The organism is Candidatus Nanopelagicales bacterium (genome assembly GCA_041393815.1).
Classification (GTDB): Bacteria; Actinomycetota; Actinomycetes; order S36-B12; family JAWKJK01; genus JAWKJK01.
In genome coordinates this window covers 23,321-44,442 of record JAWKJK010000004.1, presented here as the reverse complement: position 1 = coordinate 44,442, position 21,122 = coordinate 23,321, and the positions used below count along the sequence as shown (strand labels likewise).

At 72.1% G+C, this 21,122-nt stretch carries 18 protein-coding genes and 1 other RNA gene; 14 read left to right on the top strand and 5 right to left on the bottom strand.

Annotation, left to right across the window (positions count from 1 at the left end; genetic code table 11):
* Window positions 1–4: 4 nt before the first annotated feature.
* The 7 genes from R2737_12595 to R2737_12565 all read left to right on the top strand — a co-directional run bounded on the left by R2737_12595 (window position 5) and on the right by R2737_12565 (window position 7,833).
* On the top strand, window positions 5–1,174 hold the full coding sequence (locus tag R2737_12595; protein ID MEZ5117095.1) for a S41 family peptidase: 1,170 nt from the start codon (window positions 5–7) through the stop codon (window positions 1,172–1,174).
* Between the two features lie 16 nt (window positions 1,175–1,190).
* Entirely contained in the window at window positions 1,191–1,670 is a 480-nt protein-coding gene (gene smpB, locus R2737_12590; protein MEZ5117094.1) for an SsrA-binding protein SmpB, read from the top strand.
* Window positions 1,671–1,704: 34 nt separating this feature from the next.
* Complete coding sequence (locus R2737_12585) at window positions 1,705–3,132, top strand: aspartate aminotransferase family protein (GenBank protein ID MEZ5117093.1); 1,428 nt, start codon at window positions 1,705–1,707, stop codon at window positions 3,130–3,132.
* A gap of 21 nt (window positions 3,133–3,153) precedes the next feature.
* Window positions 3,154–4,764, top strand: coding sequence for an FGGY-family carbohydrate kinase (locus R2737_12580; GenBank protein ID MEZ5117092.1), 1,611 nt, complete (start codon window positions 3,154–3,156; stop codon window positions 4,762–4,764).
* Window positions 4,761–5,672 (top strand): amidohydrolase family protein, encoded by a 912-nt coding sequence (locus R2737_12575; protein MEZ5117091.1) that lies wholly within the window; start codon window positions 4,761–4,763, stop codon window positions 5,670–5,672. Before R2737_12580 ends, R2737_12575 begins: the two co-directional genes overlap by 4 nt.
* A gap of 227 nt (window positions 5,673–5,899) precedes the next feature.
* Window positions 5,900–6,267, top strand: a transfer-messenger RNA (tmRNA) gene (gene ssrA / locus R2737_12570).
* 336 nt (window positions 6,268–6,603) lie between these two features.
* The gene (locus R2737_12565; protein ID MEZ5117090.1) at window positions 6,604–7,833 is read left to right on the top strand and encodes an AI-2E family transporter; all 1,230 of its coding nucleotides are present in this window, start codon (window positions 6,604–6,606) and stop codon (window positions 7,831–7,833) included.
* A gap of 10 nt (window positions 7,834–7,843) precedes the next feature.
* Here R2737_12565 and R2737_12560 read toward each other — a convergent pair whose 3' ends face one another.
* Window positions 7,844–8,512, bottom strand: a complete 669-nt coding sequence (locus R2737_12560; protein MEZ5117089.1) for a DUF4337 family protein — start codon at window positions 8,510–8,512, stop codon at window positions 7,844–7,846.
* A gap of 189 nt (window positions 8,513–8,701) precedes the next feature.
* Here R2737_12560 and R2737_12555 point away from each other — a divergent pair, with 189 nt between their 5' ends.
* Complete coding sequence (locus R2737_12555) at window positions 8,702–10,192, top strand: DUF222 domain-containing protein (GenBank protein MEZ5117088.1); 1,491 nt, start codon at window positions 8,702–8,704, stop codon at window positions 10,190–10,192.
* Between the two features lie 150 nt (window positions 10,193–10,342).
* Here R2737_12555 and R2737_12550 read toward each other — a convergent pair whose 3' ends face one another.
* The gene (locus R2737_12550; protein MEZ5117087.1) at window positions 10,343–11,866 is read right to left on the bottom strand and encodes an APC family permease; all 1,524 of its coding nucleotides are present in this window, start codon (window positions 11,864–11,866) and stop codon (window positions 10,343–10,345) included.
* Between the two features lie 210 nt (window positions 11,867–12,076).
* Here R2737_12550 and R2737_12545 point away from each other — a divergent pair, with 210 nt between their 5' ends.
* The 4 genes from R2737_12545 (at window position 12,077) to R2737_12530 (ending at window position 16,248) form a co-directional block, all read left to right on the top strand.
* Window positions 12,077–13,348, top strand: coding sequence for a cytochrome P450 (locus R2737_12545; GenBank protein MEZ5117086.1), 1,272 nt, complete (start codon window positions 12,077–12,079; stop codon window positions 13,346–13,348).
* Window positions 13,345–14,322 (top strand): PDR/VanB family oxidoreductase, encoded by a 978-nt coding sequence (locus tag R2737_12540; GenBank protein ID MEZ5117085.1) that lies wholly within the window; start codon window positions 13,345–13,347, stop codon window positions 14,320–14,322. Before R2737_12545 ends, R2737_12540 begins: the two co-directional genes overlap by 4 nt.
* Window positions 14,323–14,596: 274 nt before the next feature.
* Window positions 14,597–15,394 carry an aromatic ring-hydroxylating dioxygenase subunit alpha gene (locus R2737_12535; protein MEZ5117084.1) on the top strand — a complete coding sequence of 266 codons (798 nt, stop codon included), beginning with the start codon at window positions 14,597–14,599 and terminating at the stop codon, window positions 15,392–15,394.
* Window positions 15,395–15,450: 56 nt separating this feature from the next.
* Window positions 15,451–16,248, top strand: a complete 798-nt coding sequence (locus tag R2737_12530) for an acetoacetate decarboxylase family protein (GenBank protein ID MEZ5117083.1) — start codon at window positions 15,451–15,453, stop codon at window positions 16,246–16,248.
* 12 nt (window positions 16,249–16,260) lie between these two features.
* On the opposite strand, the gene R2737_12525 is transcribed toward R2737_12530, so the two are convergent.
* Window positions 16,261–17,319 carry a hypothetical protein gene (locus tag R2737_12525; protein ID MEZ5117082.1) on the bottom strand — a complete coding sequence of 353 codons (1,059 nt, stop codon included), beginning with the start codon at window positions 17,317–17,319 and terminating at the stop codon, window positions 16,261–16,263.
* Between the two features lie 161 nt (window positions 17,320–17,480).
* Window positions 17,481–18,836, bottom strand: a complete 1,356-nt coding sequence (locus R2737_12520) for a glutamine synthetase family protein (GenBank protein MEZ5117081.1) — start codon at window positions 18,834–18,836, stop codon at window positions 17,481–17,483.
* 127 nt (window positions 18,837–18,963) lie between these two features.
* On the opposite strand from R2737_12520, the gene R2737_12515 reads away from it, so the two are divergent.
* Together R2737_12515 and R2737_12510 are read left to right on the top strand one after the other, a co-directional pair.
* Complete coding sequence (locus R2737_12515) at window positions 18,964–19,713, top strand: type 1 glutamine amidotransferase (protein MEZ5117080.1); 750 nt, start codon at window positions 18,964–18,966, stop codon at window positions 19,711–19,713.
* A 9-nt stretch (window positions 19,714–19,722) separates the two neighbouring features.
* A complete protein-coding gene (locus R2737_12510; protein ID MEZ5117079.1) occupies window positions 19,723–20,394 on the top strand; it encodes a MarR family winged helix-turn-helix transcriptional regulator in 672 nt (223 codons plus the stop codon).
* Here R2737_12510 and R2737_12505 read toward each other — a convergent pair.
* Window positions 20,391–21,098, bottom strand: a complete 708-nt coding sequence (locus R2737_12505) for a gamma-glutamyl-gamma-aminobutyrate hydrolase family protein (protein MEZ5117078.1) — start codon at window positions 21,096–21,098, stop codon at window positions 20,391–20,393. The genes R2737_12510 and R2737_12505 overlap by 4 nt on opposite strands.
* Window positions 21,099–21,122 lie beyond the last annotated feature (24 nt).

The window sequence follows — 21,122 nt, the reverse complement described above, 5'->3', positions numbered from 1 at the left end:
TCGGGTGCTCCCCACCGACTCGCGCTGGCTGCCGGCGGTCGCGCTCGGCGCGGCCGTGGCGACGGCGTACGTGGCGGGGCTGGCCACCGGGGTGCTCGGGGAGCGGGACCCACAGCCGGCCGCGACCGCGACCGGGGTGCTGGACGAGGCGATGACGCGGATCCAGGACCAGGCCGCGCGCCCGGTCGAGGAGGACGTGCTGCGGCGCGCCGCCGTCGAGGGCATGCTGCGCGCGGTCGGGGACCGTTGGAGCCGCTACCTGGACCCCACCGACTACACCTCGTTCCAGGACGAGCTCGAAGGCCGCTACACCGGTGTGGGCCTGTGGCTGTCCAGCGGCCGCGGCGGCATCCTCGTGTCGGGCGTGCAGGAGGCGTCGCCCGCGGAGGCCGCGGGCCTGCTGCCCGGGGACGTCCTGCTCGAGATCGACGGCCGAGCGGTCGCCGCCGACCCGCTCGGCGACGTGGCCGAGGCGCTGCGCGGCGACGCGGGGTCGACGGTGGCGCTGATGGTCTCCCGGGACGGGGAGGACGTGGAGTTCTCCGTCCGGCGCGCCGAGGTCACCACCGACGACGTCAACGTCACGCGGCTGAACGGCGGCATCCAGGTGGTGGAGATCCGGTCGTTCAGCCGTGGCGTGGGCCGCGACGTCCGCGACGCGCTGACGCTGGACACCGGGGCCCGCAGCGGCGGGGTGGTGCTCGACCTGCGCGGCAACCCGGGCGGCCTGCTCACCGAGGCCGTCGACGTGGCCGGCGCGTTCCTCGACGGCGGACCGGTGGTGTCCTACGAGACGCGCGCGAGCGGGACCCGGACGCTGGAGTCGCTGGCACCCGGTGACACCACGACGCCCGTGGTCGTGCTGGTGGACGGCGGGACCGCGAGCGCCGCCGAGGTGGTCGCCGCCGCGTTGCAGGACCGCAACCGGGCGATCGTGGTCGGGACTCGGACGTACGGCAAGGGGTCGGTGCAGGAGTCCGCGGTGCTGTCGGACGGCTCCGCGATCGAGCTGACGGTCGGCCGCTACCGCACCCCGTCCGGCCGGCTCATCGACGGCGTCGGCGTGGAGCCGGACGTCGTCGCCGACGGTACGACCGCCGGCCCCGAGGCCGCGGAGGCGCGCGCGATCGAGGTGCTGCGCGGGCTGGTCGCGTCCGCGGGCGGGCCGGGATGACGGGCGGAACCTGCTGATGGCCAAGGAGAAGGGGCGAGTGATGGTCGCCCAGAACCGTCGTGCGCGGCACGACTACGCCATCGAGGCGACCTACGAGGCCGGCCTGGTGCTCACCGGCACCGAGGTCAAGTCGCTGCGCGCGGGGCGGGCGACCCTGACCGATGGCTACGCGGTCATCAAGGACGGCGAGGTGTGGCTGCAGGGAGTTCACATCCCCGAGTACGACCTGGGCACGTGGACCAACCACGACCCGCGCCGCCCCCGCAAGCTCCTGCTGCACGCCGAGGAGATCCGCCGGCTGATCGGGAAGACCAAGGAGTCCGGCCTCACCCTGGTGCCCCTGGCGCTGTACTTCAAGGACGGCTACGCCAAGGTCGAGCTGGCGCTGGCCCGCGGCCGTCGGTCGTACGACAAGCGGCAGGCCATCGCGGAGCGGGAGTCCCGGCGGGAGACGCAGCGCGCCACCGGCCGCCGGACCAAGGGCCACGACGACTGATCCCGCCCGTGTCGCGCGGCCTAGGGTGGGGTGCGTGAGCGACAACGCCCTGGACGAGTTCCTCAACAGCCTCTACCCGTACCGCGGGAGCACCACCACGTACCGCCGGATCGCCCCGCAGTCCCGGCCCCGCGACGAGGTGCTCGCGGAGATCCGCGCCATGGCGGAGCGGGAGGACGCCCAGGGCGACGAGGGCACGGTCTCCGGCAGCCTCTACTCCGGCGACCACGAGCACTACCACTTCCTGTCGCAGGTGTTCGAGGCGTTCGCGCACGCCAACGTGCTGCAGCGCGACATGTACCCCAGCGCCACCAAGTTCGAGGGCGAGATCGTCGCGATGACGGCGAGCATGCTGCACGGCGAGGCCGCGGGCCCCGACGTGTGCGGCGTTCTCACCGGCGGCGGGTCCGAGAGTCTCATCACCGCGCTGTACACCTACCGCGAGCAGGCCCGCGAGACCCGCGGGGTCCGCCAGCCCAACGTCGTCATCCCCGTCACCGCCCACGTCGCGCTGGACAAGGGCGCGCACTGGCTCGGGATCGAGATGCGGCACGCGCCGCTCGCCGACGACTACCGCGCCGACGTGGCCGCGATGGCCGACCTCGTCGACGACCAGACCATCGCGGTGGTCGGCAGCGCGGGCAACTACGGCCACGGCCTGATCGACCCGATCGAGGAGGTCGCGGCGCTGGCGCAGGAGCGCGGCATCGGTATGCATGTCGACGGCTGCCTCGGCGGCTTCCTGCTGCCGTGGGTCGAGCGGCTCGGGTACGACATCCCGCCGTGGGACTTCCGGGTCCCTGGGGTCACCAGCATCTCCGCGGACACGCACAAGTTCGGCTACGCGCTCAAGGGCACGTCGGTGCTGGTGTACCGGAACAAGGAGCTGCGGCGGCACCAGTACTTCACCTTCCCGGACTGGCCGGGCGGTCTGTACCTGTCGCCGGGGTTCGCGGGCTCGCGCAGCGGCGGGCTGATCGCCTCCACCTGGGCCGCCATGGTGACGATGGGCGAGGACGGCTATCTCGCTGCGGCGCAGGACATCATGCGGACCGCGGACATCATGAAGGCCGGCATCCGCGAGCGCATCCCCGAGCTTGAGATCATCGGCGAGCCGACGTTCCTGATCGCGTTCCGCTCCGACGAGGTCGACGTCTACCTCGTCAACGACGCGCTCAAGGAGCGTGGCTGGCGGATGAACGCGCTGCAGCTGCCACCCGCACTGCACTTCTGCGTGACCCGCCCGAATACCCAGCCGGGACTGGCCGAGCGGTTCGTCGACGACCTGCGTGCCAGCGTCGACTACGCGCTGGAGCGCAAGGGGCAGCCGGCGCTGAGCGGCGCGATGTACGGCCTCGGCGCCGGGACGCCGCAGGGAAACGAGATGGTCAACACCGTGATGAGCGGCGTGATCGACGCGATGTACGAGCCCGCGCCGCCGGTGGTCCCGGCGGGCGACTAGGCCGCGGGGCGGGCGAGGGCCGTGGGGGAGCGTTGGATCCTCGCGGTGGACCTCGGCAACGGGGGTCCGAAGGTCGGGGTGGTGACGCAGGGCGGCGAGATCGTCGCGGCTGCGCACCGCGGCGTCCGCCTGCACGTCGGCCTGGACGGCGCGGCGACGCAGGACGCCAGGGAGTGGTGGGTGCGCCTGGTGGAGGCCGTGCACGACGTCCTGGCGCGCTCGGGCGCGGACCCCGCGGCGCTGCACGCCGTCGGCATCACAGGGCAGTGGGCGTCCACCGTGCCGGTGGGCGCTGACGGGCAGCCGGCGGGCGACGTCCTGCTGTGGGCCGACACCCGGGCGGGTCGCCACATGCGCGACGTGATCGGCGGCCCGGTGTCGGTGCAGGGCTACGCGCCGGACAAGCTGCTGCCCTGGATCCGCACCACCGGAGGAGCGCCGGCGACCAGTGGGGCTGACCCCACCGGGCACTCGCTGCTGCTGCAGCGCGACCTGCGGGACGTCTACGAGCGCACCGTCGTGCTGCTGGAGCCGCTGGACTACCTCGGACTGCGGTTCACCGGGCGCGCGGCGGCGACCCCGGCGTCGATGACGGCGTCGTGGCTGACGGACAACCGGATCGGGGCGCCGCACGGCTACGTGGACAACCTGGTCCGGCGCAGCCGCCGCGACCGGGACCGGCTGCCCGAGCTGCTACCCACGGGGTCGGTGCTCGGCCCGCTGCTGCCGGAGGTCGCGGAGGAGCTCGGCGTCGCCGGGGGCGTGCCGGTGGTGTGCGGGGTCCCGGACGTGCACGCGGCCGTCGTCGGCAGCGGAGCGGTGGAGCCGTTCCACGCGCACCTGGCGATCTCCACGACGTCGTGGATCAGCAGCCGGGTGCCGTTCAAGAAGACCGATGCTCTGCACCAGATGGCGACCATGCCGGGGCTGGACCCGGCACACCCGCTCGTGGCCAACAACCAGGAGACCGGCGGCGCGGCGCTGCAGTGGCTGCGGGAGCAGGTCATCGCACCACACGACGGGCTGCTCGGCGGCGGGAGCGGGATCGGCGCCGACGGCGCCGCGCCCGACGCCGCACCGCCGTCGTTCGAGCAGCTGATCTCGCTCGCGGAGGACGTACCCGCCGGAGCGGAGGGCGTCATCTTCACGCCGTGGCTCGCCGGCGAGCGCACCCCGGTGGACGACAAGAACCTGCGCGCGTCGTTCCTGAACATGTCGCTGCGCACCGACCGGGCGATGCTGGTCCGGGCGGTGCTGGAGGGCGTCGCCTACAACAACCGCTGGATGCTCGACCGCTACGAGAAGTTCGTCGGCCGGCCTGTGACGGACCTGCGCGTCCTGGGTGGAGGGGCGCAGTCCGACCTGTGGTGCCAGATCATCGCCGGGGTGTTCGACCGACGGGTCGAGCAGGTCCTGGACGCGCGTAACGCCCAGCTGCGCGGGGCCGCCCTATGGGCGCGGATGTGCCTGGGGGAGATCCGGCTGGAGGACGTGCCGCCGATGGTGCCGACCGCCCGCGTGTTCGAGCCGGTCGCCGCGGACCGGGAGGCGTACGCCGAGGTCTATGCCGTCTACCGCAGACTCGCCTCGCAGCTGAAGGGCATCCATCGCAAGCTCAACGCGGGGCGATGACACCGGTCGCGCCGCGCATCGACGCCGAGGTCCCCGCGTTCCTGACCGACCTGGGGATACCAGGGATCGTCGACGTGCACGTGCACTTCATGCCGTCGTCGGTGATGCATGCGGTGTGGCGGTTCTTCGACCGGGCGGAGGATGAGTACGGGACTGCCTGGCCGATCGCCTACCGCGGGTCCGACGAGGACCGGCTCGCCATCCTGCGGTCCTTGGGCGTACGGCGGTTCACGTCGCTGGTGTACGCGCACAAGCCGGGCATGGCGGCGTGGCTCAACGACTGGTCGCTGGACTTCGCCGGGCGCACGCCGGACTGCGTGCCGACGGCGACGTTCTTCCCCGAGCCCGGCGTGGAGGCGTACGTGGACTCCGCGCTGCGGCGCGGTGCTCGTCTGTTCAAGGTGCACCTCCAGGTCGGCGGTTTCGACCCGCGGGACGCTGCGCTGGACGGGGTCTGGGCGGTGCTGGCTGAACGGGGCGTCCCGGTGGTGCTGCACTGCGGATCCGGGCCGCTGGCGGGCCCTTTCACCGGCCCGGGTCCGACCGGCGAGGTGCTGCGCCGGCACCCGGGACTGCGACTGGTGATCGCGCACCTCGGGGGACCGGAGTACGCGGACTTCCTCACCTTGGCGGAGGGGTCGCAGCGGTGCGGCCTGGACACGACGATGGCGGCGACGGACTTCCTCGACCAGTGGGGGGAGTACCCCGCGTCCCTGGTGCCTCGGCTGGAGGCGCTCGCCCTCGACGGGCGGGTGTGGTTCGGCTCGGACTTCCCGAACATCCCCTACCCGTACGCCCACCAGGTCGAGGCGCTGGTCCGGCTGGGCCTCGGGGAGGACGGGCTGCGGTCGGTGCTGTGGCACAACGGCGTCGCGCTGGTGGGCTCGCCCGAGGTCCGGGCTGGCTGACCGGTGGGGATCGCGAGCGGAGGAGCGACCCCCACCGGGCCAGGTCACCGTCCCCGGCTTCGACGACCGGGGCGGCGGGTCGCGGTGGAGCTGGATCCGCTACCGACGGCATGACCGCTGCGCGGGGGCCGGAAACCGTACGAACGGTCGAGGTTGGTGGGCCGGACGTGGGAATCCGGCTGGGTGCGGGGGCGTTGGACCACGTACGCTGGTGAGACAACTCAACAGGGGGTGACAGGTTTCGACGGCCAGACGTTCTGACCGGAGAAGCGTGCCGAGAAGCCAGGGTGATCTCGTAAACCGCCCCTGGGACTCAATAAATGCCAATACGGCTAAGTCCGACGTCACTCTCGCCGCCTGAGCGAGTAACACGTCCGTCAGCCCGGGACGTCCCCGACCCGGATCCTGGCGTCAGCTAGGGGACTCACCCACCGCCTCGGTCACGGAGGCGGGCGGAACACCACACAGTGACTGGGCCGCCACCGCGTAGTGCCGCACGAAGCGCGGGGGCCGAGACAGCGACAGCGCGGCTACGCACGTAGAAGGACGGAAGGAACCTGATCGGACCCGGGTTCGATTCCCGGCACCTCCACAACAGACATGGGCCCAGGGTTGATCCCCTGGGCCCATGTCTGTTGTTGGGGTATCACGTCGGGAATCGGGAGGAGCGGCGCCGAAGGCGGCGCGACGGATCCCGGCACCTCCACAACGACAACGACCCGGCCAGGTTCGGCCGGGTCGTTTTCGTTGTGTGGGGAGACACGTCGGGAATCGGGAGGAGGGCCGCCGGTGGCGGCCCGACGGATCCCGGCACCTCCACGGCCCACGGATCCCGGCACCTCCGCTGGCGGGTCTCGGCGCGAGTCGGGCGGTAGCGTGCGTGTGGACCCTGCAGTCCGTCCGGGACGTCGAGTCGAGGACCGGTGAGGCCATGACCAGCCAGCCCAGCCCATCCCACCAGACGGCCGCAGAACCGCACGAGCCCCCCACGGCGGCGCCGGAGACGTCGCTGGCCGAACCCACTGAGCAGGTGAGCGCCGCCGTCGATGCCGGAGCGCGCGAGGTGACCGTCTCGTTCGACTCCAAGTCCGTGGGCAGGTCCGCGATCCGCGTGTTGTTGCTGGTCGCGGTCTTCCTGCTGGGCCTGTGGCTGTACTCGGTGACCAGCCACTTCCTCTTCCTGCTGATGCTTGCCTGGCTGTTCGCGATCGCCCTGGAGCCGGGGATCCGCTGGTTCATCCGCCGCGGCCGCTCACGGGGCACCGGGGCGTTGATCATGGGTGGCGGCGCGATCCTGGTCGGCCTGGCGCTCGCCGCCACCTTCGGCGAGCTGTTCTTCACCCAGATCGCGCAGTTCGTCCAGAGCGTCCCGTCGCTGACGGCGTCGATCATCGACTGGATCAACGGGACATTCGACACCTCGTTCAACGCATCGCAGATCGCGTCCTCCCTCAGTCTGTCCCCGTCGCAGATGGCCTCGTATGCGGCGTCGCTGTCCGGCGGCGTGTTCGGGGTCATCGAGTCGTTGTCAGCGGTCACGTTCGACCTGGTCACGGTGCTGGTGTTCGGCTTCTACTTCGCCAGCGACAGCCCGAACTTCTTCCGCACCATCGCCTCCTGGATGCCGCAGCGATCCCAGCTGGTCTTCCTCAACGTGACCGAGATCGCCATCGCCAAGACCGGCGGCTACGTGGCATCCAAGATCATCCTGGCGGCGCTGTCCTCGTTCTTCCACGGCATCCTGTTCCTGGCGATCGGCGTGCCCTACTGGCTCCCGTTCGCCCTGTTCGTCGGGATCACCGCGCAGTTCGTGCCGCTCGTCGGCACGTACATCGGGATCGCGCTGCCGGTGCTCGCCACCGTGTTCGACGCGCCGTGGAAGGCCGTGGTCATCATCGTGTTCGCGGCGATCTACCAGCAGATCGAGACGTATGTCTTCACGCCTCGGGTCAGCCGGAAGACGATGGACGTCAACCAGGCCATCGCGCTGGGCGCGGTGTTCGTCGGCGCCGCCATCTGGGGGCCGCTGGGCGCGCTGATCGGCATCCCGATCGCCGCTGCCGGCGTCGCCATCCTGCAGACGTACCAGACGAGGTACGACCTCGCCCCGGAAGTGGCCGACGCGCCCGACCTGTCCGGCGGGAAGTCGGTGACGGCCTGACCCCGGATCCTCACATCGCTGCTTGACCGCCGAGGATCGCCACCGCCCCGGGCACGATGAAGGCGGCGGCACCGATCAGCAGGGCGATGCGCACGCCGGCGTTCTGGAACAGGCTCGCGATTCCGCCGAGGAACAGCGCGACCGCCAGGAACACGGCGGCGAGTGAGAACTTGCTCCCCGCTTCGTCCGCCGACTGCGCCTCCGAGAACTCGGTCTCCGCCTGGTTCGTCAGCCGAACGGCTTCCAGCTGGGCCGGCACGACGTACTCGTCCATGTCGAGCGGTGTCGGCGGACCGTCGTCGCCCGTCTCCACCCAGGCGGCCGTGGCTGCCTCGAGCTCGGGGGTGAACAGGGTCTGGCGAATGGCGTCGGCCGCCTCCTGGTTCCCCTGCTCGGCCTGCAGCGCGTACTCCAGGAACAGGGCCTGGTCGTTGGAGTACTTGGCCACCGCCTCGTTGAAGTAGCCGTTGGCGTCGGCGGTGGTCTTCGCGGACCGGGTATATCCCTCGAGCGCCTCACCGTCGGCCTGGCTGGACTGGTACGCCGCGTACGCGGTCAGGAGGCCCGCTACGCCGAGGATGACCGCGGCGACGATCTCGACCGCACGGTGGCTGCGCTGCGGAGCAGCGGACTCGGGCTCTGCGGGTACTTCTTCGGGTACGGCTGGGTCGGTGCTCATCGGCTCCCTCGCTCCTCAGGCGGGGACAGGCTAGCCGCGGTGGGCGGACGACGGGCGTGATCGGTCTACGTCGTGGTCGGGGCTGCCTGAGGGTGTCGCCCGGACCGGTCGCCGAGTCGTGAAACCTGTTCATCCCCAGTCTGTTTCAGCTGGTGGGGTGTGTCGGACCCCCTGGGTAGCGTGGGGGTCGTGGCGGAGGGCTGGTTCGACCTGAGTGCCGACGGCGGGTGGCCGTGGGAGGGCCTGGCGCCGGGTCCGCAGCTGGCGGCGGTGCTGGCCGAGGTCGACGGGTCGTCGTTGCCCGGGCAGGCGCGGGTGTCGCTGCTGCGGGCGTGCGAGGCGTTGGCGGGCTGGGTCGCGGTGCGCTCCGCGCACGCCCTGGTCGACGTGGCCGACGCGGTGCAGGCCGCCGCCGGTGACCGGGGCGCCGCGACGTCGTCGTCGTCGTGGGTGGGGGAGGAGGTCGGCGCGGCGTTGCGGCTGGCTCCGCGCACCGCCGTGGGCCGGGTCGCCGCGGCGTGGGACCTGGTGCGCCGCTGGCCGGTGCTGGGCGAGCAGGTCGCCTCCGGTGTCCTGACGTGGGGCCAGGCGAGGGTGGTCGCGGAGGGGGTGGCGGTGCTGGCCGGCTGCCTGGACGCGCAGGGCCGGGACCTGGCGCAGGTGGCGGTGCAGCGGCTGCTGTGGACCGCGCACCGCTATCCCCCGGCCCGGCTGCGGGAGCGGGTGACCGCCTGCGTGCTGGCGCTGGACCCGGCCGCGGCGGCGCGGCGGCGCCGCCGCGCGGTGCGCGAGGAGTCCGGGGTGTCGTGGTGGTCCGAGCCGGACGGGATGGGCTGCGTGGCGGTGCGCGGCGCGGCCCCGGACCTGCTGCGGCTGCGCGAGGCGATCCACGCCCACGCCCGCCACGCCCAGACCGCCGCGTCGGCAGCCGGGAGCACTGCCGGGTCCGCCGGGGACGCCGAGGGCGCCGGGGGCGTGGAGTTCACGGTGGGGCAGTGGCGGGTGGCCGCGGTGCTGGACGCCTTCGGGCTGCCCAGCGCCACCTACCCCACCACGCCCACGCCCGCGGCCGGGAGCGGCCCGGGCAGCGACGCCTCGAGCGGCGCGGCCCCGGACGCCGGGGCGGGCTGCGGGCGAGTCGGGTTCGGGCGGCCGGTGGTGGGGGTGGTGGTCGACCTGGCCACCCTGCTGGACCTGGCCGACGCCCCTGGGCAGCTGCCCGGGTACGGCCCGATCGACCCCGACCTGGCCCGCGCGCTGGCCGGCGACGCCGACTGGGTGCGCTGGGTGAGCGACCCGGTCACCGGGCACCTGCTCGACGAGGGCACCCGACGGTTCCCCGGCGCCCGGCTGGCCCGGTTCATCCAGGCCCGCGACGCCCGCTGCAGCCACCCCGGCTGCGGGGCACGGTCCGCCCGCTGCGACGTGGACCACGTCCCGGCGTACCGCGACGGCGGCAGCACCCGCGCGGACCGGCTCGCCGCGACCTGCCCCAAGCACAACCGCGGCCGCGACGCCGCCGGCTGGACCGCCGTCCCCGACCCGATCACAGACCCCTACGCCGGACCCGAACCGGTGTGGACCTCACCCCTGGGCCGGACCTACCGCACCACCACCACCGAGGTCCTGCCCCACCCCACCGGCCCCTCCCGACCCCCACCGGACGAGCCCCCGTTCTGAGACCCCGGCGACTCGGAGCTGCGCCGGGACGTGAGACGTCGCGCCGGGCCGGCCGTCGGCCATCGACTCAGAGTCTCGCTCGCAGAGCGCGGCGGGGGCCCCGCCACGCGATCGTGACAGGGCCCCCCGTGAGCCGTTGCGTACCTGAGGTCAGGTGACCAGGTCGGCCACCGCGTCGACGTTCTCCTTGCGCCGTCGCGCCTCGCCGACGATGAGCCCGATGGCGAAGAACACGAAGGGCAGCAGGACCAGGATCCAGCCGGTGGTGTTGAGGCCCCACAGCTGAGTGGTCGGGTCGACGTCCTCGGCGACCGTCCCTGCGAGCAGGCCGAAGTGGGACGTCAGTAGCCACAGCCCGAGTGCCAGACCGACGATCGACAGTGCGGGGGCGATGACCGCTGTCCAGAGGGTGGCATCACCACGGTGGTTGTAGAAGTACACGATCACCGCCAGCGACACGAGGATCTCGACGAAGACGATGGCCACCACGGCGAGGGCGCTGAACCAGTAGAACATGTTCAGGATCGGGTCCAGCCCCTGGATGATGAACCACAGGATGACCAGCAGGCTGATCGCCGACGTCGTGGCCGACGCGATGACCGGGGCCCCGCGGCCGTTGACGCGGTCCAGGGCGGAGGGCAGCACGCCGGCACGACCCATCGCGAAGAAGTAGCGCGCGCTGGAGTTCTGGAAGGCCAGCAGGCCGGCGAACGCGCTGGAGATGACCAGCCAGCTCATGACGTCCGGCATCCAGTCGCCCACGTACTCGGCCGCGATCGAGAACACCACGGCGGCCGGGTCGGCCAGCGGGGTGCCGTCGAGCGTGGACCGGGCGACCGTCTCGTCCACCACGGTCGACGCGCCCAGAGCGGTCACGATGGCGAGCGTCATGTAGGCGAAGAAGACGGTGATGAGTCCGACCGCGGCGTACGTGGCCCGCGGGACCGTCTTGTGCGGCTCCTTGGCCTCCTCGCCGTACAGCGCGGTGGCCTCGAATCCGATGAACGACGCGAACGCGAACGCCAGCGCGATGCCGGCGGGGCCGGCGAACCCGCCCACGAAGATGTTGCCCGGCGCGAAGGATGCGCCGAGGTCGATGCCCTCCGGTCCGCCCTTGATGAACACCGCGGTGGCCGTGACGAACAGGGCCAGCAGCTCCAGCGACATCAGGACGCCGAGGACCTTCGCGCCCACGTCCACGGACAGCACCGACAGGCCCAGGACGATCGCCCACGCGATGAGTGCCCACACCCACCAGGCGAGGTCGATGCCGAACTGCGCGCTCATCTGGCCGGCGAGGACCGCGGAGAAGAATCCGTAGACCGCCAGCTGGATGGTGAAGTAGGCGAGCAGTGAGACGAACGCCGAGCCGACGCCCGTGGTCACACCGAGCCCGCGACCGACGTACGCGAAGAACGCACCGGCGTTCGTCACCTTCTGCGACATGGCGGCGTAGCCGACGCTGAACAGCAGGAGCACGATGCCGACGGCCACGTAGGCGCCGGGGACCGCGGCGCCGTTGCCGAGGACGATGGCGACCGGGGCAGCGCCGGTCATGCCCAGCAGCGGCGCGGCGGCGGCGACGACGAAGAAGACGATGCCGATGACCCCCAGGCGCCCGTGCCGGAGCGCGGTCCCTGGGGTTTCCTCGGGGGCGGGTTGCAGGGCGGTCATGGGCGGCCTCCACGGCTTTCGTACGGACCCGAACGAGCGGCAAGAGTGGCGGTCACGGAGCCGGTCGTCAAGGGTTTCGACAGAATCGTTGTCATTCAAACGAACCTTCCCGGAATCCCTTGACCTCCCCGCGCGGCGCCCCTAGCCTTCCGTTCGGTCCCAAACGACTTAGCCCCGGCCACGGAGCAGCGGACACCCCGAGGAGCAGCCATGCAGCCCACCCCGGTCCCCCTGGACGATGTCGACCTCGCCGACCTGGACGTGTTCGAGCGGAACGAGGCCTGGGGGATGTTCGAGACCCTTCGGAGCCAGGCCCCGGTGTTCTGGAACCCCGAGCACGACGGCGGCAGCGGCTTCTGGGCGATCACCCGGTTCGAGGACATCGAGCGGGTGGACAAGGACCCCGAGACCTTCACGTCGACGAAGTTCACCAACCTCGAGGAGCCCCCGCCGGAGTACCAGGACCTGCGCCGCTCCATCCTGGAGACCGACGGCACGCGGCACCAGGCCCTCCGCAAGCTGCTGATGCGCGACTTCTCCGCCGCCCAACTGCGCCGCTACGAGGACTTCCTCCGCGGCCTGGCCCGGGTCACCGTGGACACCGCGCTGCAGGAGGAGGAGTTCGACTTCGTCGACGCGATCGCGGCGGACTACCCGATCCAGGTCCTCGTCCGACTGCTCGACACCCCCGACGAGATGACGCCACAGCTGATCTCCTGGGGCAACGAGATCGTCGGCTTCACCGACCCCGACTACGCCCGGGTCCTGGTCAACAGTCCGGAGGCCGAGCAGTACGCGCACCTCCCGTTCCGGTCACCGGTGTCGCAGGAGATCTTCGAGTATGGCCGCCAGCTCAAGGCCGAGCGGACCGGCGCCACCGACCGGGACGACCTCATCAGCAAGTTGGTCAACCGGATCCCTGACGACGGGATCCCGCTGGACGACAAGGACTTCGACAACTACTTCCTCCTGCTGGTCGTCGCCGGCAACGAGACGACGCGCCAGGCCATCAGCCACTCGATGAAGGCGTTGATGGACAACCCGGACCAGTGGCAGTGGTTCCTGGACAACCCCGACAAGGCGCAGGTAGCGGTGGAGGAGCTGATCCGCTACGCATCTCCCGTCTACCACTTCCGACGGACCGCGACCCGCGACGTGGAGATGCACGGGCAGCAGATCAAGGAGGGGGACAAGGTCGTGATGTGGTTCCCCGCCGCGAACCGCGACCCGGAGAAGTTCGACGATCCCTACCGGCTCGACCTGTCGCGGTTCCCCAACGACCACCTCACCTTCGGCAAGGGCCCGCACACCTGCATGGGCGCGAACCTGGCCCGGCTGGAGATCCGCATCCTGTTCGAGACGCTGCTCCCGCGGCTGGAGTCGATCGAGCAGGCCGGGGATATCGTGCGGGTGCGTAGCAACTTCATCAACGGGATCAAGAAGTTCCCCGTGCGGGTCAAGGCGAAGGCCCCGTCCGCATGAGCGGCGAGTCTCGGACGACGGTCCGCGAGCATGAGGGGGACATGCGGGTCGAGTCGGTCGACGCCGCGGCCAGGGGCGTCGTTGCCCTGACCCTGGTCGACCCGGACGGGGACACGCTGCCGCCCTGGACCCCCGGCGCCCACGTGGACCTGATCCTCGGTCCCGACCTGGTCCGGCAGTACTCCCTGTGCGGCGACCCCGCCGACAGCCGGTCGATCCGCCTGGGCATCCTGCGCGAGCCGGAGAGCCGCGGCGGGTCGGCGTACGTGCACGACCGACTCGAGCCCGGCTCGACCGTGCGGGTGCGCGGTCCGCGCAACCACTTCCCACTGGTCGGCTCGCCCCGCTATGTGTTTGTCGCAGGCGGGATCGGCATCACGCCCATGCTGCCGATGATCGCCGAGGCGACCGCCGCCGGCGCGGACTGGACGCTGGTGTACGGCGGCCGGACCCGCGCCTCGATGGCCTTCGTCGACGAGCTCGCGCAGTACGGCGACCGGGTCACGCTGGTGCCCCAGGACGAGGCCGGCATGCTCGACCTCGACGCGGTCCTCGGAGAGCCGCGCGCGGACACGCTGGTCTACTGCTGCGGCCCGGAGGGCCTGCTGTCGGCGGTGGAGCAGCGCTGCTCGTCCACCTGGCCGGAGGGCGCTCTGCACCTGGAGCGCTTCGCGGCCAAGCCGGTCGAGGCTCCGGCCGAGGGGGAGCACGCGTTCGAGTTGGTGCTGGCCTCCTCCGGCCTGACGCTGACCGTGCCACCGCACAAGTCGATCTTCGACGCGGTGCAGGACGCAGGGATCAGCGTGCTCGGTTCCTGCCACGAGGGCATCTGCGGCACCTGCGAGCAGATCGTGCTCGAGGGCGAGGTCGACCACCGCGACTCCGTGCTGAGCGAGTCCGAGCGCGCGGCCAACGACGCGATGATGATCTGCGTGTCGCGAGCCAAGTCCGACCGGCTGACGATCGACCTGTGACGAAGGAGCCCGCGACCATGTCATCCCGCCGTCACGGTTCATCCGTACCCACCGACTGCTGGTACGCCGTCACCACGGGCGACTCGGTCGGCCGCGACCTGTTGGCGCTGCGCGCGCTGGACCGTCCGGTCGTCCTCTTCCGCACCGAGCAGGGACGCGCGGTCGCGCTGGAGGACCGGTGCGCGCACCGGGCCTACCCCCTCAGCGCCGGCACCTTGGACGGTGACACCGTCCGCTGCGGCCTGTGTGGCTTCGGCTACGACGCCGACGGCCAGTGCGTGTCGGTGCCGACCCAGCCCGCGTCCCGCTCGGCGCTGCGGTCGCGTCCTACCCGGTCACCGAGTCCGACGGCCTGGTGTGGGTCTGGTTCGGGGAGCCCGGGCGTGCTCGCCTGCACCGGGTGCCCGAGCTGCCCTGGCTGGCCGGGGACGGCTGGGCCACCGTCGGTGGCGAGGCGGACGTCGACGCCGGCTTCCTGCTGCTGCACGAGAACTTCGCCGACGTGACCCAGGTGCCGTTCGTGGCGCCGGAGATCTCCCCCGAGGTCCTGGCCGCGGCCCCGCCCCCGCTCGACGTGGTCGTGACCGAGACCACCGTGGCCCTGCGCCGCGAGTTCCCCCCGGCCCCGCTCCCCGGGTGGCAGGCCGACCTGCTGGGGGTGCCCGTGGACGAGGAGCGCGAGACCGTGCAGGAGGCGTTCTTCGTCTCCCCGGCGGCGTGGGTCGACCACTGGGACGTGCGTTCCGGAGACGACGTGGCCCGGCTGCGGTTCACCCAGCTGGTGACGCCGCTGGACGAGCGCCGCAGTCGGGTGCTGTGGCGCGTCAGCCGGGACTTCGCCGTCGGCGACGCCTCGGCCACCGACCGCCTGACCGCGATGTTCGGGTCGTACTACGACCGGGTGATGGCCGCGATGGAGACGGCCCAGCGGGTCCTCGACACCGACGGTCCGGGGCCCGAGGTCAACGTGAGCGCGGACGTCGCCGCACTGAAAGTGCGCGAGATCGTCGGCGCCATGCTCGCCGAGGAGGGCGCCGTCGCCCCGTGGCAGCGCGGCCGCCGGCTGCGCTGATCTGAGCTGAGCTGAAGCCGAGCCCCACCGATCGTCCGCGAGGGAGAGGAGACGTCGTGTCCGAGCTGAAGGGATTCGCCGGGCCGTACACCGAGAGCGGGCGCTCGGCGCTCATCCCGCCCCCGCCGTGGCACTACAGCGGCGACCTGCTCACGGTGGAGTACCGCACCGACCCCGAGCGGGTCCGCGCGCTGCTCCCGCCCGACGTCGACCTCGCACCGGAGGATCCCGGCGCGGTGGCGTTCATCTGGGCCGACTGGCAGTCGTGCTCGGGCTCCTTCGAGGAGCTGATGGACCCCGCCCGCAGTCAGTACAAGGAGGCCTTCGCCGTCGTCCGCTGCTCCTACCAGGGCACGGTCTACTCCCGGTGCGTGCTCATCTGGGTCACGACGGACTTCGCCATCGCCCGGGGGATGCACCAGGGCTATCCCAAGAAGCTCGGCTCCATCCACCAGACCCGGCCGATGCCGTACGGCAAGGGTGCGCCGCGCGTCGACGTGGGCGGCCGCTTCGGCGCGTCCCTCGCGGCGTACGACCACCGGCTGGCCACAGCACGGCTGGAGATCACCGGCCCCAGCGAGACCAACGGCTTCGTCAACGCGCTGCCGATGCTGCACCACCGGCAGGTGCGTGGCATGGAGCGCGGCGCCGGCTGGGCGCTGGACGAGGTCGTCACGATGAGCGGCTACGACTTCGAGGGCGGTCCCGCCTGGCAGGGCGATGCCGAGCTGGAGCTGTTCGACTCCCCGTGGGACGAGCCGGCGTCGCTGCTGCCGGTCCGCGAGATCATCGGCGGCTACTACCGCCAGATCGGCACCTCCTGGGACGGCGGGACGACCCTCGCGCACCGGTAGCGCGCCGTCGGCTCACGCCGCCGCCCGGGCACCGGCCCGCTCCAGCGCGGCGGCCACCCGTGCGCTGACGAGGTGCGGGGTGCGGTCCAGTTCGGACCAGGTCCAGCGGACCACCCGCCAGCCGGCTCGTTCCAGCGACTCCTGCCGGTCCTTCTCCGCGTGCAGGGCGGCGATGTCGGCGTACTTCCCGTGCCCGTCCGCCTCGCCCAGCACCCGCAGGTCCGGCCAGGCGAGATCGGCCCAGTAGCGCCGGCCGTCCGCCCCGAGGACCGGGTAGCCGACCTCGGGCCGGGGCAGCCCGGCCCGCAGGACGTGCGCGCGGCTCACCGACTCGAACCCGTTCTCCGCCGCAGGGTCTGCGACCTCGAGGGCCTGGATCGCCCGACGCCGGCCGCGGCTCACCCCGGCCTCGTCCAGGGTCGTGCGCAGCTGCTCTCGGGCGGCTCCGACCACCCGCGGGTCCAGGACCAGCAGGCGACCCGCGACCGAGCCGGGTTCGACCCGGGCGGTGCCCAGGCACAGCCGGCGCATCGCGGCGTCCACCACCGGCAGGGCTCGGAGGAGCGGCAGCGCCGCCGCCACGTCGACGGCCGTGCGCGGCACTGTGGTGACCGGAAGACCCGCGACGACGGTGCGGTGCTCGCGCGGCACGGAGCATTCGTGTCGCAGCCAGCCCGTCGCCTGACGCCCGCCGGGAGCGTCGTCGGACAGGTGCACCGGCCAGTGCCGCGGAGTCCGCAGGCCGGGGTACGGCATCCCGGCCACGGCCACGGCCGTGGAGTGACTGAGCGCGGCGCTGTCCCCCAGACCGGAGCGACGGGCGCGCAGGGCCGCCACGAGCGCGCGTGCCTCGAAGACGTGCCGGTCCACCGGATCGGCCAGCGCCCGCGACACCCCCGCCGGCGCGAGCACCCCGTGCCGGACGCGGACCAGGTGGCCGGCGTCGAGGGCGGCCCGGAGCCGGCCACGGCTCACCCCGGCAGCCAGCGCATCAGCCTGGCTGAACGGTCCCGCACCGAACAGGTCCACCAGCAGTGCCGTGGTGGCGGGAGGGCGGGACGTGGCCGGCACGAACGCGCAGCCTGCCGGGGACCAGCGGGCGCCGCCACCGGCCGTCCACAGGCCGCCGCACCGCCGCCGAGGCGGCCGCGCGGAACGCACCACGATCAACAGGCGGTTTCCCGGGCGCTACAGCCCCGGGAAACCGCCTGTTGATCAGGCCATAGCGCTCGCTACAGGTGGTATGCGTACTCGCGGAACTCCCAGTCGGTGACGTACTTGGTGAAGCGCTCGATCTCGTTGCGCTTGTAGTCGACGAACGAGCGCACGAAGTAGGCGCCGAGCACCTCGGTCAGCGCCGTGTCCGCCTCGAGCGCGTCCAGCGCCTCGCCGAGGGTCTGCGGGAGCATGGGGGCGCTCTCCGGGTCGTAGCCGTAGCCCTCCAGCGGCGCGGGCGGCTCGAGGCCCTCGGAGACGCCGAGGTAGACCGCCGCGCCGATGGCGGCCATGGCCAGGTAGGGGTTGGCCGTGGCGTCGCCGAGGCGGACCTCCATCCGTGCGGCCCCTCCCCGCTCCGGGGGGATGCGCAGCATCGCGCTGCGGTTGTCCAGACCCCAGTCGATCAGCCACGGAGCCAGCGTGTCGGGCCCGAACCGCTTGTAGGAGTTGATGGTCGGGTTGAGGATCGCGGCCAGCGCGGGCGCGTGCCGCAGGACGCCGGCGATCGCGGACCGACCCCGTGCCGACAGCCCGTCGACCCCGTCCGGGTCGCCGAAGATGTTGGTGCCGTCGCCTTCGGTGAGGGACAGGTGCAGGTGGAACCCACTGCCACCCTCGTCGTTGAACGGCTTCGCCATGAAGGTGGCGAGCAGTCCCTCGTGCCGCGCGATCTCCTGGACCGCCGACTTCATCCGGAATGCCCGGTCGGCGGCGTCCACCAGTTCGGAGTGGTTCAGGTTGATCTCGAACTGACCGGGGCAGAACTCGTGGTTGGCCGCCGTCACCTGCAGGTCGGCGTCGCGCATGTTGCGCAGCATCGACAGCAGCAGGCCCCGCGGGTCGCCCTTGCGCCCGACGACGTAGACGTTGCCCGGCTCGTCGGCGTAGCGCTTCCACCCGGCGTCGCAGGACTCGTCCGGCACGCACAGGAAGTACTCCAGCTCCGGACCGATGACGGCGGACAGCCCCAGCTCCGCGAGCCGCTCCGCCACCGCGCGCGCGACCTCGCGCGGCGACTCGGGCGCCGGGTTGCCCTCGTGGTCGAAGGTGTCGCCGAGGCACCAGGCGGCGCCGGGCTCCCACGGCAGGTCCGTCAGGGTGGACAGGTCCGGGACGACCTTGATGTCGGGCAGCCCGTCCTCGATCCCGCCCTGGATGGGCACCACGTCGCCGCGGGGCGTGGTGTGGAACACGGCGCGGCAGAAGGCGATCCCGTGCCCCATGGCGGTCGGCAGCTCGTCGATGAGCACGTCGCGGCCACGGTCGGTGCCGATCATGTCGGGGTAGGACACCCGGATGACGTCCACACCCCGGCCGCGCAGCTGCTCGATCAGCTCGCGCACCTGCTTCTCGTCCCATGTCCCGCCCACAGGGCCTCCCTCGCATGTCGTTCGGAGCCGAACAAAAAGGGAAGATAGTCGGTCTGCGAGGGCTGCGGAAGGGCTTGCGGGAAGATTCTCCGAGTCGTACGTTCGGATCCGAACAAAGGAGTCCCAGGTGCGTGCGCTGTTCGTCCAGCAGGACCATGTCTCCCCGGTGGGCCCGGTGGGGGAGCGCTTCTCCGAGCGCGGCTTCGAGGTGGAGGAGTTCCTCGTGGTGCCCGAGGACCGGTTCCACAGCCCGGACGTGGACGTCGCGTTCCCGGACCCGCTGGCGTACGACGCCATCGTCCCGATGGGGGCCCCGTGGTCCGTCTACGACGACGCGACGATCGGCGCCTGGGTGCTGGAGGAGGTGTCCTTCCTGCACCGGGCCCACGAGGCAGGGGTCCCGGTGCTGGGCATCTGCTTCGGTGCGCAGGCCCTGGCCACCGCCCTGGGCGGCTACGTCGAGCGCGCCCCCGAGCCCGAGATCGGCTGGTACGACATCCGTACCGACGCGGCGGACCTGGTGGAGGCCGGCCCGTGGTTCCAGTGGCACCACGACCGACTGCGACCCCCCGCCGGCGCGCGGACCCTGGCGAGCACCGAGCTGGCAGTGCAGGCCTACGTCATCGGCCGGTCGCTGGCGGTCCAGTTCCATCCGGAGCTCACCACCCCGATGCTGGACGGCTGGCTGGCCAACGGGGGGGCGCAGTACCTGCGCGAGCACGGGTTCGACGTGGACGCGATCGTCGCGCGGACCGCGCGTGAGGAGCCCGAGGCCCTTCGGCGTGCGCACCGGCTCGTCGACCGCTTCCTCGACCGGGTGGCTCACGCGGGCGCCGCGCCGCGGGACGTCCGTTCGGCCGCGAACGAGCGCGGGTAGGCTCGATCCGTGGCCTCCTCCCGGTCCGCAGGACGCGGTCGTCGTACCCCGGCGGAGTCGCTGCCGGCCGACGTCGCGCGCGCGGCTGCCGAGGAGTGCGACCCGACTCGCTGCCCGTGCGATGACGGGGTGTGCACCCTGAGCCGCTACGTACGATCCACCGCCGGCGCGGCGGACGGGCCGTCGCAGGGCGACCTGACCCTGGAGGCCACCGAGCAGGCCGTGGCCGAGCGGCTGCAGGGGATGCCGATCGACCTGGCCGCGATGGCCGCCGTCTCGAACGTCTACCGGGCCGCCAACTCGGTCCGCAACCACCTCGAGCGCACGGTCCTCGCCCCGCACGACCTCACCTGGACCGGCTGGGTCGTGCTGTGGGTGGTCTGGATCTGGGGCGACATCGAGAGCCGACACGTCGCGGCCGAGGCGGGCATCTCCAAGGGCACGCTGACCGGCGTGGCGTCCACGCTCACCAACCGGGGTCTGCTCCGCCGGCGGGTGCACCCGGATGATGCGCGCCGGGTGCTGCTGTCGCTGACCCCCAAGGGCCAGCGACTGATGACCAAGGTGTTCCCGCAGTTCAACGCGGTCGAGGCCGACGTGACCTCGGCGCTGTCCGAGGACGAGGTGCTGCAGCTCGCGCGCTCGCTCCGGGCGGTCGTGAAGCGCGCCGAGGAGTCCTAACCCCGCGCAGCCGCGACCAGGGCGCGGAACAGCTCCAGTTGTGCGGGGTCCGTGGCCACCGTGTCCTCCGGGTGCCACTGCAGGCCGAGGAACCAGCCGGGGGAGTCCGGGATCTCCATCGCCTCGGCCGTCCCGTCGGCCGCCCAGGCGACCGGCCGCAGCCCGTCGCCGAGGCGGTCCAGCCGCTGGTGGTGGAAGCAGGACGCCGTGATCGTCGGGCCGACCGCGCCGGCCAGGTCGGACCCCGGGTCCACGGTGACCTCGTGCACGACATGGCGGTGCGGGGATTCCATGTGCTGCAACAGGTTCCCGCCTCTCAGCACGTTCACTACCTGCAGTCCCCGGCACACGGCCAGCAGGGGGACGCCGGCGGCCAGGGCCCACTGCGCCACGGCGAGGTCGAAGGCGTCCTGCTCCTCGTCCACGTCGTACACGTCGGCGCTGGCCACCTCCTGCCCGTAGCGACGCGGGTGCAGGTCGCCCCCGCCGGGGAGCAGCACCGCGTCGGCGAACGACAGCCGTCGGCCGACCTCCTCGACGTCCGCGTGCCCGTCAGGGGCCCACGGGTGGACGGTGAGCGGCTCCCCGCCCGCTCGCAAGACGCCCTCGGACAGGGCGCGGGCCGACACGATCGCCCGGTAGCGCAGGGCCGACGCCGACTCCGAGAAGCGGGCCGGGATCACGACCAAGGGAGTTCGCGACATCTCTTGACGCCTCCGGGGTTACTC

What these genes read in the sequence shown, in the direction of transcription:
- smpB (MEZ5117094.1), top strand. Translation starts at nt 1,191, where the DNA reads ATGGCCAAGGAGAAGGGGCGAGTGATGGTCGCCCAGAACCGTCGTGCG.
- R2737_12575 (MEZ5117091.1), top strand. Translation starts at nt 4,761, where the DNA reads ATGACACCGGTCGCGCCGCGCATCGACGCCGAGGTCCCCGCGTTCCTG.
- R2737_12565 (MEZ5117090.1), top strand. Translation starts at nt 6,604, where the DNA reads ATGACCAGCCAGCCCAGCCCATCCCACCAGACGGCCGCAGAACCGCAC.
- R2737_12560 (MEZ5117089.1), bottom strand. Translation starts at nt 8,512, where the DNA reads ATGAGCACCGACCCAGCCGTACCCGAAGAAGTACCCGCAGAGCCCGAG.
- R2737_12550 (MEZ5117087.1), bottom strand. Translation starts at nt 11,866, where the DNA reads ATGACCGCCCTGCAACCCGCCCCCGAGGAAACCCCAGGGACCGCGCTC.
- R2737_12545 (MEZ5117086.1), top strand. Translation starts at nt 12,077, where the DNA reads ATGCAGCCCACCCCGGTCCCCCTGGACGATGTCGACCTCGCCGACCTG.
- R2737_12540 (MEZ5117085.1), top strand. Translation starts at nt 13,345, where the DNA reads ATGAGCGGCGAGTCTCGGACGACGGTCCGCGAGCATGAGGGGGACATG.
- R2737_12505 (MEZ5117078.1), bottom strand. Translation starts at nt 21,098, where the DNA reads ATGTCGCGAACTCCCTTGGTCGTGATCCCGGCCCGCTTCTCGGAGTCG.